8 protein-coding genes are annotated in these 14,467 nt (G+C 60.3%); 4 read left to right on the forward strand and 4 right to left on the reverse strand.

The annotated features are described in order from the left end of the window. The first annotated feature begins 153 nt into the window (after positions 1-153). From B5V00_RS07815 to B5V00_RS07830, 4 genes are all read left to right on the forward strand, one after another. The gene (locus B5V00_RS07815) at positions 154-1,518 is read left to right on the forward strand and encodes a sigma-54-dependent transcriptional regulator (protein WP_085010216.1); all 1,365 of its coding nucleotides are present in this window, start codon (positions 154-156) and stop codon (positions 1,516-1,518) included. Continuing rightward, positions 1,515-2,729, forward strand: coding sequence for an ABC transporter substrate-binding protein (locus B5V00_RS07820; RefSeq protein ID WP_216355472.1), 1,215 nt, complete (start codon positions 1,515-1,517; stop codon positions 2,727-2,729). Before B5V00_RS07815 ends, B5V00_RS07820 begins: the two co-directional genes overlap by 4 nt. Next, on the forward strand, positions 2,726-5,092 hold the full coding sequence (locus tag B5V00_RS07825; protein WP_085010217.1) for a two-component system sensor histidine kinase NtrB: 2,367 nt from the start codon (positions 2,726-2,728) through the stop codon (positions 5,090-5,092). The genes B5V00_RS07820 and B5V00_RS07825 overlap by 4 nt, the downstream gene beginning before the upstream one ends. Positions 5,093-5,270: 178 nt before the next feature. Next, the gene (locus B5V00_RS07830; protein ID WP_172399657.1) at positions 5,271-5,954 is read left to right on the forward strand and encodes a PEP-CTERM sorting domain-containing protein; all 684 of its coding nucleotides are present in this window, start codon (positions 5,271-5,273) and stop codon (positions 5,952-5,954) included. Positions 5,955-6,090: 136 nt separating this feature from the next. On the opposite strand, the gene scpC is transcribed toward B5V00_RS07830, so the two are convergent. The 4 genes from scpC to B5V00_RS07850 form a co-directional block, all read right to left on the reverse strand. Beyond that, positions 6,091-7,656: a succinyl-CoA:acetate CoA-transferase ScpC gene (scpC, locus tag B5V00_RS07835; RefSeq protein ID WP_085010219.1), complete on the reverse strand. Its 1,566-nt coding sequence runs from the start codon at positions 7,654-7,656 to the stop codon at positions 6,091-6,093. 520 nt (positions 7,657-8,176) lie between these two features. Then, entirely contained in the window at positions 8,177-8,911 is a 735-nt protein-coding gene (locus B5V00_RS07840; protein WP_085010220.1) for an outer membrane protein assembly factor BamD, read from the reverse strand. 540 nt (positions 8,912-9,451) lie between these two features. After that, positions 9,452-10,687 (reverse strand): carboxypeptidase-like regulatory domain-containing protein, encoded by a 1,236-nt coding sequence (locus tag B5V00_RS07845; RefSeq protein ID WP_085010221.1) that lies wholly within the window; start codon positions 10,685-10,687, stop codon positions 9,452-9,454. 481 nt (positions 10,688-11,168) lie between these two features. Continuing rightward, positions 11,169-14,267 carry an AfsR/SARP family transcriptional regulator gene (locus B5V00_RS07850; RefSeq protein ID WP_172399658.1) on the reverse strand — a complete coding sequence of 1,033 codons (3,099 nt, stop codon included), beginning with the start codon at positions 14,265-14,267 and terminating at the stop codon, positions 11,169-11,171. Between the last annotated feature and the right edge of the window lie 200 nt (positions 14,268-14,467).

The raw sequence follows: 14,467 nt of genomic DNA on the forward strand, positions 1-14,467 counted from the left end.
CTATTGAAAACACACGGTTGCGTATTTATTCAATGAAATTGATGGGGAAGAGTATATTTTTGATTGTGTATATTTTTCCGTGGACGTATCTTGTGTGGGTAGAATCTATCCATATGGCATTTTGTGTTCATTGTTTTTAAAACGGAATTATTCATGAATGGACGGGTTTATATCTGCGATGACGAAGCCGGAATGCTGCGTTATCTGAAAAAGATGCTGGTCGCCTGGGGGGTCGAGGTGGTGACCTTCGACCGTCCCCTGGCGCTGCTGGAAGGGTTGCGGACGAACCGGCCGGGGGCCGATCTGCTGCTGCTCGATATCAAGATGGCTGAACTCGACGGTCTGGAGACCCTGCGTCGGGTCCGCGGCCGTCATCCCGACCTGCCGGTGGTGATGATGACTGGTCACGGCAGCATCGAGTCCGCGGTTGAAGCGATGCGGATGGGAGCCCAGAACTACCTGACCAAACCGTTTCCACAGGAGCAGTTGCGGGCGGTGGTCGGGCAGTGTCTGCAGCGCGGCAGGCTGCTGGAGGAGAATCGCAGCCTTAAACAGAAACTTCGACGGAACGACGGCGAACAGGTGATTTTCAAGAGTGCCGCCTTTGCCGAAGTCTATGATCTGGCGATGCGGGTCACCGGCGTCGATTCGCCGCTGCTGGTGCTGGGGGAAAGCGGCAGCGGCAAGGAAATGATCGCCCGCGCCGTTCATCAGCACAGCCCGCGCAGCGGGGCTCCCTTTCTCGCCATCAACTGCGCGACCCTGACGGAAACCCTGCTTGAGAGCCAGCTCTTCGGCCACCGAAAGGGGGCCTTCACCGGGGCGCTGCAGCATCAGCCGGGACTGTTGGCCGCGGCCGAGGGCGGCACCCTGTTTCTCGATGAAGTCGGAGAACTGAGTCCGGCGCTGCAGGCCAAGCTGCTGCGGGTGCTGCAGGCCGGAGAATATCTGCCGGTCGGTTCGACCAGCCCGCAGCAGGCCGATGTGCGTTTTGTCGCCGCCACCAACAAGAACCTGGAGCGGGAGGTCGAGGCCGGGAGATTCCGCGAGGACCTTTACTACCGTCTCAACGTGATCACCCTTGAGCTGCCGCCGTTGCGGCAGCGCCCGGAGGATATCAAGCCCCTGGTTGAGCACTTCCTGGTCAAGATGGCGCGACGGATGGGGCAAGCCCCCAGGCAGGTCGGGGACGAACTGCTGACGGTCCTTCAAGGCTACAGTTGGCCGGGCAACGTGAGGGAGCTGGAAAATGTCATTGAACGCTGCGTGGTGCTGGCGCGCGATCCGGTCCTGACCCCCGATCTGCTGCCGGGCAAACTGCGGCGTCCGGAATCGGTTTCCTTCGCCGCTGTCCTGCCGTCCTTCAGTCTTCGGGATGCCGAAAGGCTGCAGGTCAGAAGAGCCCTGGAGGAGACCGGCTGGAACAAGAGTCGCGCCGCGCAGCTGCTCGGAGTGACGCGTAAAACCCTGGATAAGAAAATCCGTGATTTTGAGCTCTCCCCGGAGCCTTCGTCATGAGTCGCCGTCGCAGGGGAGGGGTGTTGTTGCTGCTCTGGACGCTGATCATGGTGTCGCTGCCGGGTGCCGCTGCCGCGGAGAAAGCCGGGGAGCTGCTGCTCGGCATGTCGACCGCTCTGAGCGGCCCGGCCGGAGACCTCGGCCGCGAGATGCGGCGCGGTGTTCTTGCCGGCATAGCTCGTGTCAACCGCGCTGGAGGCATCAACGGTCGGCGCTTGCGGCTGATCGCTCTCGATGACGGCTATGAACCGGCGCGCACCGCGCCGAACATGCACCAGTTGCTGGAGAAGGACCGGGTGCTGGCGGTGATCGGCAATGTCGGGACACCGACCGCCATCGCCTCGTTGCCGCTTATTCGCGAGCAGCGGACACTCTTTTTTGCTCCGTTTTCCGGCGCCGGGGTGCTGCGGCGCGATCCGCCGGAGCGTTACGTGATCAACCTGCGGGCCAGTTATGCCGAAGAAATCTCCGCCATGGTCGACGCGCTGGTTGACAGGGGTGGTCTGCGGCCGGAGCAGATCGCCTTTTTTACCCAGCGTGACGGTTACGGCGACGCCGGCTATGTCGGTGGTTTCGCGGCGTTGAAGCGTCATGGACTGCGCAGTGAACAGCAGGTGCTGCATGTCCGCTATCGACGCAATACCCTGGCGGTCGAAAACGCTCTCGCCGACCTGTTGCTGGCGGAGCATCCACCGTCCGCGGTGATCATGGTCGGGGCCTATGCACCCTGCGCCAAATTTATCCGTCTGGCCCGCCGGTCGGGGCTGGATGTTCTGTTTCTCAATGTTTCTTTCGTCGGCAGCGCGGCACTGGCGCGCGAACTCGGCGTCGACGGTGACGGGGTGGTTGTGACCCAGGTGGTTCCGCACCCGACGCAAAGCAACCTGCCGCTGGTGAAAGCTTACCGAACGGACCTGCGGCGGATCGATAATCTTCCGTTCAGCTTCGTCAGCCTCGAAGGGTATGCCGCGCTGCGAACGCTGCTGGCCGGAATGGAGAAGGTCGTGGGCCCCTTGACGCGCGAGACGCTGATTGACGGCCTCGAACAGTTGGGAGAATTCGATCTCGGCATCGGCATGCCGTTGAAGATCGATGCCCGCAACCACCAGGCTGGCCATCGGGTGTGGCCGACCCGGCTGAAAAAAGGTACTGTCGTACCGGTCAGTTGGGATCAGGTTGTTGCCGGGCTGCCCGGCCGGAGCAGGCCATGAAACCGCTCAAGCCGGGTCGTAAAATCATTCTTCTGGTCTGGGTGCTGGTGATGATCGGTCTGCTGGCCGGGGTGTTGACCAACGGCCTGGTGGGCTGGACGCTGCACGGTCTGAACCGGGAACGGCAAAAGCTCGCCGAGCAGGAGGCCCGCCTCAGTCGGGGTGCAGAACAACTGCGACGGCTCAGTCGCCAGGCACAGACGGCCCTGAACGAACTGCTGCAGCTCGATCTCGGCCCGGTGCGCGAACCTTTCCCTGAAAACGACCTGGTGCAATTGCAGGAAGAACTGCGGAATACCCCCGGGATCGCCGATCTGAAGCAGGTCAGCAGCGCCCTGGAACAGCGCAGTTACCAGTTGCGACGCATCTGGCGGCGGGCGGTCTCCTGGCGGGCCGGGTATCGGCCGGTCTATCTCGATAATCGTGATCGGCAGACCCTGGCGCGGGTCCGGCGTCAGCTGCAGCGGTTGCGCGCCGATCTGGAAATTTTCGAAGGTCGCAAGCGGCTCAAAGAGGCACTCACCATTCGTCGTTGGCGGACAGCCGATTCGCGCGAGGCGGACCGCCTGGCGAGGGAATTGCTCAGTTACCGCAATCAGTCCTGGCGCCGCAGCCTTGACGGGATCAATACGGAACTGGTCGATTTGTCGCGGATGGTGGAGATCCTGGCCGGTGAGGATCGCCTCGATCAGCTTGCCGATCTGAAGGATAATCAACTCAAGCCGAGCCTGGAGCGTCTGGCCCGCGAAATCAGGCGTCTACGTGCTGCCGGCCAGCTCGGTCCGGATGAATTGCCGTCGCAGGTGATCATGGCTCTCAACGAGGCCCTGTTCGGTCGCGGCTTCACCGTTTATGAGCAATACCAGACCATCCGTCCGGGGAAGGGAGGACTCTATCTGCTGGTTCAGCGTCGTCTTCAGTTGCTGCAGCAGAGAGAACGGTTGCAGGCCGAAGCGCAACGAGAATTGCAGCAGCTTGAGGCGCTCTATCCGCCCCTTGCCAGTCTCACTCAACAGCGTAACCGGGAGCTGGCGCGGCAGGCCGACCGCAGTCTCACCAACGGTGCTCTCGATCTTTTTATGCTGAGCCTGCTGACCCTGGTGGGATTTCTCGGCCTCGGTTTCCTGATTATCCGCATGACCCGTCACCAGCTGGCGGCCATGGCCCGCCTGCGGCGACAAAACGAACTGATCCTGACCTCTGCCGGGGAAGGCGTTCTCGGGCTTGACCGCCGGGGGAAAGCCATTTTTATCAATCCGGCCGGTGCCCGTCAGCTCGGCTGGGAGCAGGAGGAACTGGTCGGTCTGGATTACCGGCAGATACTGCGTGGCGGGGAGGGGGCCGACGCGTCCGCGGATCCGATTTCCGGGACCCTGAAGCAGGGGCTCTGCCATCGCAGTGACGAAGAGCGGTTTCGGCGTCGGGACGGCAGCTTGATCCCGGTGGCCTGCGCGGTGACGCCGCTGCAGGATGAATCCCGGCAGATCGAGGGGGCGGTGGTGACCTTCATGGACATCAGCGACCGCAAGGCGGCCGAGAAAACCCTGCGTCGTTACTACGACCGGCTGGCGGAGCAGGAACACGCCCTGGCGGAACTGAACAAGGATCTGGAACAGAAGGTTGCCGAACGGACCCGGCTGCTCGAAGAGAAGAGCCGTGAGCTGATGGCCGCCCAGGAAGAACTGGCGCACGCGGAAAAACTGGCTGCCATCGGTTCCCTGGCCGCCGGGGTCGCCCACGAAATCAACAATCCGGCGGCGATTATTCGCGGCAATGTTGAAATCCTGGAAACAACCCTGCCGGCCGGCAGCGAGGCGCGGGAAGAAACCGGGGAAATTCTCCGCCAGGTGGAGCGCATTTCATTGATCACCGGCAATCTGCTCGCGTTTGCCCGCAAGCAGAACCTGCGGTATGCCGAGTTCTCTCCCAACCTGCTGCTGACCGAAATTCTCGAACAGATCGGTCACCATGTGCCCGTGGACGGGGTCGATATCCGCTTCGAACCGGCTGCGGGTCTGCCCCCCTGTCGTGGGGATGCCGAACGTCTGCGGCAGGTGTTTATCAACCTGATTGTCAATGCCCTGCAGGCGATGGCCGGCAACGGGGTGCTGCGGGTTGCGACGCTGCTTGACGGGGATTCCCTGCTGGTGGTGATCGCTGATTCCGGTCCCGGCATTTCGGAGGAGATCCGCGGCCAGATTTTCAATCCCTTTTTCACCACCAAGGCTGAAGGGACCGGTCTCGGGCTGTCGGTCTCCTACGGAATCGTGCAGGCCCATGACGGCACCATCGAGGTGGAGAGCCAGGACGGCTGCGGGAGTACCTTCAGCGTGCGTCTGCCGGTTGGTGCCGAGCCGGTTTGAGCTCCGCAAACGTTTCTTTTTTTCCTGTCGGATTTTTTTACAATCTGTTGTTCGTCTTCTGACCTCCAAGAAAAAGCGTATAAAAACAGTACGTTATAAATGGGAATGTTGTTTGCAGTCTCCTTGGATGACGAACAAATATGGATACTGGCCATCAGGAACAGAGGAGGAGGCTGCGATGTTGAGACTTTTGGTGCTTGTGATGTTGATGACTGCGGGGATGTTTTCTACGGCGGGTGCTTCAACCATCGGCTGGACTGACTGGACCGCGGCGACAACCGGCGCTTCCGGATCGGCCAAAGGGGCGATCTCGGTCGGCGGCTCGAATATCGATGTTGCCTTTAACGGGGTGCTCAGTTTTGCCCAGTTGGGGACCGGCACCAATTTCTGGACGGAAGGAAGCCCGGCTCCCTATACCAATAATCCGGTGATCGACAACGCGCCGACCCCCTCCGAGTTGCTGGGGCTCAACCTGAGAGGCAGCTATTCCCTGACATTCTCCGAACCGGTGGCCAACCCGGTGATGGCCATTGTCAGCCTCGGGCGCATAAACCAGCCTGTTTCCTATGTCTTCGACACCCCTTTCACTCTCCTGAGTGAAGGGCAGGGCTGGTGGGGGGATGGCAACTACACCCTGGGAGGAAGCAATGTTCTGACCGGGTATGAGCTGCATGCCGCGATTCAGTTCGAGGGGCTGCTGAGCTCGATCAAGTGGACTTCGGCGCCCGACGAGTACTGGCACGGCATCACCGTCGGGGTGCCCGACGATGTCGCCCCGGTTCCCGAGCCGTCTCTGATGCTCCTTCTTGGCAGCGGTCTGGCGGGGCTTGCCCTGCTGCGGCGTAAGGAAAAAAACGTGTAAAGTTTTTCGACACCACGTCTTCAGCCGAGAGGGTGATGGCCCCATCTCCGGTGAAAGAATTTCCAACCTGCAAAATAAAAAGCCCCTCCCGATTTTCCGGGAGGGGCTTTTTATTTCAGCACTTGTCAAACCGGGATCAGATGTCCCAGTTGTCGATCTTCATGGTGCCGTTCTCGGCCAGGTTGAGCTGCATCTTGAAGCAGCGGTCGAACAGCTGCGGCTCATGCCCGATCCCTTTTTCAAGGGTGATTCTGCAGGCCATGTCGAAGTACTCCTGGATGATGTCCTTGTAGTCGGGATGGACGCACTTGTTGATGATCTCCTGGGCGCGATCCTTCGGTGCCAGACCACGCAGGTCGGCCAGACCCTGCTCGGTGACCAGCACGTCGAGGTCATGCTCGGTGTGGTCGATATGCGGCGCCTTGGGGACCACGCAGGTGATGCCGGTCGGGTCGGTCTTGGTCGGACGCACCGACGGGCTGTGCATGATCTTCAGGTAGCCGTTGCGCAGGAAGTCGCCGGAACCGCCGAGGCCGTTGATCATCCGGGTACCGCCGACCAGGGTGGAGTTGGCGTGGGCGTAGATGTCGAACTCGACCGGGGTGTTCATGGCGATGCAGCCGAGACGACGGATCGGCTCGGGGGCGTTGGAAATCGACAGCGGGCGCAGCACGATCTTGTCGGCGTACTTGTCCCAGTTCTCGAAGAAACGCGGGAAGCCCGGATTTTCGGAGAGAGACAGGGAACAGGCCGAAGCGCCGTCCAGTTTGCCGGAGTCGAACAGGTCGAGCATGGTGTCCTGCAGAACCTCGGTGTAGACGGTGAGGTTCTTGAACGGACCCTTGGTCAGACCGCCGACGACCGCGTTGGCGATGGAGCCGACCCCTGACTGCAGCGGCAGCAGGTTTTCGGGCAGACGGCCCTTCTTCACTTCGTTGCCGAGGAAGTCCATGATGTGATCGGCGATGGCTTCCGAGGTGTCGTCCATGTCGGCAAAGGCGCGACCCTTGTCGCGGCGCTTGGACTCGACCACGGCGACGATCTTTTCAGGGTCGCAGGGGACGTAGGTGGTGCCGACGCGATGGGTGGCGCTGGTGATCAGGATCGGCTGTCTCCGCGGCGGCTTCTCCTGCATGATGATGTCATGCATGCCTTCGAAGGAAGGCTGTCCGGTGTTGACCTCAAGAATGATCTTGTCGGCCACCCTGACCAGTTCGGGGACGATGCCGCAGGAGGAGGTCGGAACCAGCCCGCCCTCTTCGGTGACCGCCGAAACTTCAATGATGGCGATATCCATGCGGCCGTTTTCGGTGTAGAAGCCGTAGCCGACATCCTGGGCGAAGTGGCCGAGGTGTTTGTCGCCCATGCGGATCTTGCCGGTGTTGATCCCTTTGGCGATATTCTTGCCGGTCTGGTAGGGCCAGCGGCGGTCCATCATGTCGAGGGAGGCCCAGCGGTCCTCGGTCTCGGCACCGGCGGACGCGCCGACAAAGAGATTGTACTTGGTGGTTCCCTGCAGGCCGTTCTTTTCGACATGATCGGCCAGGGCGATGGGCACCTCTTTGGGGTAGCCGGCCGGAGTGAACCCGGACCAGCCGATGTTCATGCCGTTCTTGAAGAACGGGATGCAGTCCTGAGCGGTCATGACCTTGCTCAGAAGTGATTTGCGACGAACGCGATCTTCCAGTGTACCGTAAGACATTCTCTCTCCTCCTCGTCAATTTGTCCGGAAACATGTTTTGCAGAAGATCGTTTCCGGACGGGCTAAAATCTGTGGTCAGGCTAAAACCGGCCTGCCTTCGGACCGGCTCCCTCCCGGAGCAGCATCAACCGGCATTAAGGCAGGCCAAACTGTATGATTTTATAAACAAATGTGGTCGAGATGCGAGTCGTGATGATGAGGTCTGGACGACCATTTTAAAAACCCATTATACAGGCGCAACTTTTATAATATGCCGTAGACGCCAAGTCAAGCAAAATTAGCGGTCGGGGGAATTGAAAAAAAACTCGAAATAAAGGCAGGTTGCAGATCTTTACAGGAGTGCGAAACCCCCTTCGGACAGCTCAGAAAGGGGTCTTAATTGCGATATGTGCGCAAAATAACTATGAATATAACAGGCGCCAATTCCGGCGGTTGCGGGCCTGCGGGAACCGGCTGTGTGGAGGGGGCCGGTTGCCGGTTTGCCGGCGAAAATTTACTGTGAGTAAAAAACGGTCCGTTGTCAGTAATATTTTTCCAGGCTTTTCTGAGCCTGCAGGATGTACTGGCTGTCGGGGAAATCCTTGAACAGGGTGTTGAAGGCCTGGACAGCCTTTTTTTTCTGCCCGGTGATCAGGTAGGCCTTGCCGAGGTAGTACCAGGCCTCGTCGCGGTAGTAGTAGTTTGGGTAGGTTTTGAAGACCTTTTCCAGCCGCCTGATGGCAGCGAAGGGTTTGCCGTATTTCAGATAGAATCGGCCGACATAGACCTCGTGCTCGGCGAGACGGTCCCGGCAGCGGCCGATGTAGACCTTGACCTCCTCTGTCCTGGGATCCTGGGGGAAGCGTTTCAGCATGCTTTCAAAGGTGACCAGGGCGTTGTTGGTTGCGGTCTGGTCGCGGTCGGCGGCGAGGATCTGCCGGTAGTAGGAGAGGCCCAGGTAGTACATGGCCTCGGCCAGTCGATCACTGTTGGGATGTTGCTTGATGAAATCTTCGTAGGCTGCGGCCGCTTCCGGGTATTTCTGCGAAAGAAAATAGGCTTCGGCTATTTTCAGTTCGGCGATGATGTTCAACTCGGGTGAATAATAGCTGTCACGAACCTTTTCCCAGTTGGCGATGGCTTCTTCGTAAAGCTCCCGGTCAAACATCCTCTCGCCCTGTTTCAGGTAGTATTCGGCGTTGCGGGGCGGCGGGACAATCGTGGAGGCGCAGGCCGAAAGAACCAGCAGGGCACACAGGCTGAGCAGTAATTTCATGAAAATTGACCTCTGTTTGATCCGGGTGTTCGGCGCTTGCAACCGATGAAACCTGAATCTGTGGGTCCCTTGTTGGTGGACAGCACACGTTGTTGATCTGTCTGAGCTTCCCGAAAATCGCCAGCGAGCCTGTGGGGGCACTTCAGATTTTTGAAAATCTCATTAAGGCCAAGCACTTGCACTCTTCCATCCAAACAGGAACTCACCGATCCAGGTGAAAGTGAACAACGCGGAATCATCGCCGAAAAGAGCCATGTTTGTCAATCATCCTGAGCAACCAGGCTCTCCCCCCTGGACAACTCGTCCAAGTGGATAAAACAACGGGGGCGGGTCATCGCCCCGCCCCCGTTCGATATTTCCGGTCCCTTTAGCGAGGCAGGGGGCTGTCGGACAATCCATAAACGGGCTGCAAATCCGTGCGTTCGGCCCATATCCCAGCTCCATTTTGCCCCATAGCCACTGCTATGAGGCTGCAATTGAGCCGAAATCTGTGCTCAAACGCCCGAATTTTCGCTTCAGCCTGTATAGTCCGACAGCCTCCTAGGGTTCTATCGCTTCACTGATCTCGCCCGGGATGAGTCGGAGTTTGAAGGTATCATCAATGGTATACCCGGCGGTTAATTTGTCTGGGCTGAGGGTGAAGGTATAGGTCCCGTTTGCGCCGGGATCTGCCACGTTTCCGATGACGGAGGGGTCTGTGCCCGTGGTCGTCGGGCCGGTGGTGGCCAAGAAGCTCCCGTCAGTCTGCTGGTACCAGATAGTCGACACCCCCGGGGTCGGGGTCACCGTGACACCCGCTACGCCGGTACCGCCAGTGTCTTTGATGCCCATGCTGAAAACGGCGTCTTTTACCGGGTCAAAGCCGAGGGCAGTGGCCATCGTGTTCACTGTTGCCGTATCAATCAGCCAGAAGTCCAGCGTCCTGTCGACTGACTCGTTTTCGATCTGGTAGTTATCGGATACATATGTTGTGCTTCCGACTGTATTCCCTTGTGCGTGCAGGTAGAAATCGTGGTTCATTGGCGCGGCGAGGGAATAGAATCCGCTCGCGTCCGTGGTCGCGCTGTTGAACACCGAGTCGTCAGAAGGGTTCCTGGCCGAAACAACAATGTCGGCAAGAGGAGCGTCCGTGTTACCGTCAACGACCGTGCCGCTGATGGTGACGGACGTGCAGTCCACCGTGACGTCAGTTACATTTGCGCTTGAAACAGTTCCGCTGCCGTTTGTTACAACACATGCTGCATTGGCGGGCTGGGTCTTCACCGTCACCAGGTATCCTGATCCGTCCGCCACGGCGACGGCAAAGGAGAAGGAACCGTTCCCCGTCACGGTCATTTCACCCCTCGCGTTGTTCTGAAGCCCAACTGATTCTCCTGTAGGAAGCCCGCTTACACTGCCGCCTACGGTATAGGTGGTGGATGAACAGGTGACATCGACAGTCGTCACATTTGCCCCGGCAATGGTTCCGCTGTTGGCCGACGCCGTGCAGGTTGCGCCGTTGGGCTGGGTCATCACCGTCACCAGGTATGCTGCTCCGTCCGACAGGGCCGTGGAAAAGGTGAAGGAGCCGTCCGCCGACACGGTCAGGTCATCCCCCGCGTTATTCTGAAGCGCAACTGATGTTCCCGTAGGAAGGCCGCTTACACTGCCGCCTACGGTGTAGGTGGGAGCGCTGACGGCAGGTTCCCCGGACGAACTGCCGCCGCAGCCGGTCAGGGTGACCGCCGGCGAGAGAAACAAAATTGCGATCAGGAATAATTTGCCGGATGTTCTCATAACATAACCTCCTTTTGATAGTTGTATTGCCCAATGGTAGCCGTGCCGTCGCGGCGTGGAATGGTTTTCCAGTACATTTTGTTGACGGGTAAGGGGGCGCCGAAGTCAGTCGCACCTGCAGGCTTTCTTTTCTTGCCGGGCGGAGTTCGTCCAGGTTCGAAAAGAGCGCTCTTCACCACTGTGCCAGGAAGATCATCGAGGGCGCGGCGGTCTATGCGGAACTATGTAACTTTCTATCGTGTGCTCGGAACGCGTTTGTATGTCTTGCGTCCCCGGTTTTCCCGCAAACGGACAGAAGTATAGTGTCCGGTGCCCTACAGATTACCTACGGATTTCCCGGTTTTTGTTTTTCGGTGCTGATGGCGGGAATGATGGGCCGGGTTGCGTCCCCTCATGCAGCGGACAGGCAAGGGACGGGAGGTGGTGAGAGTCGGGCGGGATGATGCGGGCGGTGGTGGGACGTGGGCAGGGAGGGGGCGGGTCAACCTTCCGGATGAGTTTTCAGAACGGTGGCGTGGAGTCTCTCCGTGTCGGGAGAGGGGGCGAGGCCGCGGGAGGCAAGGGTTTCGACACATCGGTGGTAGGCGGCCAGGGCCCGACCCCGGTGTCCGAGCGCGTCGTAACAGGAAATAAGACCCCGGTGGAACTCCTCGATGAGGTCGTCCTCCTCCAGTCCCTTCAGGTAGCGGGCCAGGGCCTCCCGCCATCGCCCCCTTTCTTCGAGCAGTCGGCACAACGTCAGGGTGGCGCGGATGAACTTGTCACGCAACCGCTCGCGTGGAGAAATGATCCACTGGTTGTCCCCGCCGGCCAGGAATGACCCGTCATACAGTTCGAGCGCCTGCCTGAGCAGCCGCAATGTTTGATCGTCCACGTTCCCTTCCCCTGCGGCGGCCGTCCTTGCGAGGAGGTCTTCAAAGGCGGTCCGGTCGACATGACAGCAGCGCCTGTTGAGCGTCAGGCGGCCGGCCCGGCAGAGGACGGCGTCCCGCCGGCCGAGAAGGTTTCTCAGGCGCGTTATCGTGACCTCGAGACTTTTGTGAGCCGCGTCGCCGTCGGCGTCGGGCCAGAGGATGTCGCAGAGTCGGCCCTCTTCCACTTCCTCACCGCCGAGCGCCACAAGGGCCCGGACGAGATCCAGCGGTCGCTTCGGGGTCTTCCCCGCGAATCGAAGGGGTTCGCCGTCGCGTTCTATAATGAAACGTCCGAAGGTGCGGACCCTCACCGGCCACGGCCACGCCGCGACATCCACGGGCGGTTCCCCGGGTTCGAGCCTGCGGGCAAGAACGAGATATCGCGCGTATCCGGTCTCAATATCGAGTTCCAGCGCTTTCGCGCAAAGGCCGGAGACAAAGGCGGGATTCCACCACGAGAAGTTGACGTAACCCTTTTCCCGTCCGATGCGCATGGCCCGGCGGAGGGCCGCACGCGCGGGACCTTCCCGATGGTGGTCAAAGGCGAAGCGCGCCCTCGTAAGCAGGCCCACGAACTCGATGGAAGCGCTCTGCATGCGCCGGGCGGTCCGCAGGGCGGCGTCGAGGCGTTTCCGCGCGGCGTCATGATCGCCCCTTTCGTGCAGCAGGTGAGACATGGCGATATTCCCTTGCGCCGTCGCGTAGTGCAGCCCGGTCTGTTTCGCGAACTCCATCGCCCTTTTCTGGTGCGTCAGGGCGTGGGGCAGGTCACCTTTTAAGTAAAAATACCATGAGGTCTCGTAGTGGTAGTAGAACCTGTCCAGGAGGCGGCCGTTGTCTTCCACGCCGCCCATCCCGGCGAGCAGGTCGCCGGCCCTGTCTGTGTCCCCCGAAGAGAGCGAGGCGGCCACGCCCTGCACCATCAGCAGATAGTCCCAGATGCGGACACCCGTGTGCGTGGCCATGTCAAGCCCTTCCGACATCGAGCGGAAGGACGCGTCAAAGGAAGCCGACAGCCATGACCATGTCCCCGCCATTCTGAGCGTGATCCCGGCCAGGGGGGATGCGCCCCCGTCCCCGGCCACGTGCCGCAGCCTCCGGTAGATATCCTCCGCCCGGGGGTAATCGCCCTGCCAGATGGATGAGGTATGGAGATAGAACCCGGCCAGTATCTTGAGGGGGACATCGGGGCAGGTGTCGAGGCATGCCAGGGCTTTTTCCCGCCAGGCCCCGAACCGCGGATGCCATGGTTTTCTGACCGCGAGCGCCCCGAACATCCTTGGGGTCACAAAGGCTTCTACCTCGGCCGAGGGAAAGGAGAACCCGCCGCCGAGCATTTCCTCCAGGATGGAGATCCAGCGATCCAGCGGCCTGAGATCGCCCAACTCGTGCAGGTAGGTCTCGACCACTCCGGCCCATGACATCAGGGCGCCGTCCCTGTCTTCCCTTTTCCTGAAGAGCCGGTATGCGCGTTCGAAGAATGGTCGGCCGGCCGCGGGGGCATCCGCCATGCGGCATACGCCGTTCCAGTAGAGGAGCCATGGCGTTTCGGCGACGATATGGTCCGGCAGAGCGGATATCCATTTTCCGAGAGTTCTGCCGCGTCCCTGGGCGACCATCGACCGGGCCTGGCCCGCCGCGAGCGCGGCAAGGGATATCCATTCCCCGCCCTCAATGTACAGGGCTGCCGCCTCCTCGATATTCCCGGTTTGCTCGAGCAGCGAGGCCGAGTGCCTGCGGATTGCGGCGATTTCGGCCGCCGTGTATTCTTCCCGGGCCCGGCCCAGCAGGAATTCCCTGAAAAGGGGATGGCAGCGGAAGACGGGCTCCGGTCGCTGCAGCCGTTCAATAAAATAATTTCCCGCGTGAAGCCTGGCGAGTATTTTCCCGGCGTCGTCGTTGCCGGTCAACTGTCCCGCCGTCCGGGGGGTCATTTCTGCCAGGAACGCCACTTTAATAAGGAAATTCCGGGTTCGCACATCCGTCGCGTCGAATATTTCCTCAGCGAAATAGTCGAAAACCCCTGCCGGGGAAAGACGGCCCTCCGGGCCGGCCCCGGGCGTCTCTGCCCCGCGCCTTTCGAGCAGCAGGACCAGCCCGGCGGCCCAGCCTCCGGTCATCCCGCAGATGCGCCGGACCTCTGTTTCGGAAAGTGTGTTTCCGGCCCGAAGAGCGATGATCCCCCGGGCCTCTTCGTCTGTCAGCCTGACGTCGGCGCGGCCCAGTACTTCCATCAACCCGTTGGCTCTCGCACGGGCCAGGGCCGGTGGTGGTTTGCTCCTGCTGATCAGGAGGACGCTGACGCCGGCCGGGATCATTTCGATCCCGTTCTTTATGACGTCATGAAAGGGGGAGTGTTCCGGAACCTCGTGATAGTTGTCCAGGACCAGGACGAACGGCGGTGTTACGCGGGCGAAAAGGGCCTCGAAGTAGCGGCGGGTGAAGGTGAGGATGTCGTGACGGTATTCCGGACCCAACAGCGGCAGGGCTTTTCTCTTTCCGGGGGCCGCCTTTTTCACGGCGATGCCCATGTAATGGAAGAAAGTGGCGATGTCGTCGTCACCCCGGTCTACGCGGTACCAGATGCAGGGAAGAGAGCGGTCGTCAAGGTAGGATGCGACCAGTGTCGTCTTGCCGGCCCCGGCCGGGGCCGACACATAAACCACGGACCGGCCGGGTTTGGGGTCGAGCCGGCCAAACAGACTGTTTCTTCTGTAGACTCTCCATGAAACGGGCCGGGTTATCTTGGCATATGCGTGTTCTGATCTCATGCCCCGGGACCTTGCAGTTTGTATAATACCTGAATCAGTGAGCCCCTTGCACTCTCCATCCAGGAGGAACTCACGAATTCAGGTCACATTTACAT

Source organism: Geothermobacter hydrogeniphilus (assembly GCF_002093115.1).
GTDB classification, from domain to species: domain Bacteria; phylum Desulfobacterota; class Desulfuromonadia; order Desulfuromonadales; family Geothermobacteraceae; genus Geothermobacter_A; species Geothermobacter_A hydrogeniphilus.

Excerpts from the sequence above, each read along its gene's own strand:
- B5V00_RS07815 (WP_085010216.1), top strand. The coding sequence starts at position 154 with ATGAATGGACGGGTTTATATCTGCGATGACGAAGCCGGAATGCTGCGT.
- scpC (WP_085010219.1), bottom strand. The coding sequence starts at position 7,656 with ATGTCTTACGGTACACTGGAAGATCGCGTTCGTCGCAAATCACTTCTG.
- B5V00_RS07825 (WP_085010217.1), top strand. The coding sequence starts at position 2,726 with ATGAAACCGCTCAAGCCGGGTCGTAAAATCATTCTTCTGGTCTGGGTG.
- B5V00_RS07840 (WP_085010220.1), bottom strand. The coding sequence starts at position 8,911 with ATGAAATTACTGCTCAGCCTGTGTGCCCTGCTGGTTCTTTCGGCCTGC.
- B5V00_RS07845 (WP_085010221.1), bottom strand. The coding sequence starts at position 10,687 with ATGAGAACATCCGGCAAATTATTCCTGATCGCAATTTTGTTTCTCTCG.
- B5V00_RS07820 (WP_216355472.1), top strand. The coding sequence starts at position 1,515 with ATGAGTCGCCGTCGCAGGGGAGGGGTGTTGTTGCTGCTCTGGACGCTG.
- B5V00_RS07830 (WP_172399657.1), top strand. The coding sequence starts at position 5,271 with ATGTTGAGACTTTTGGTGCTTGTGATGTTGATGACTGCGGGGATGTTT.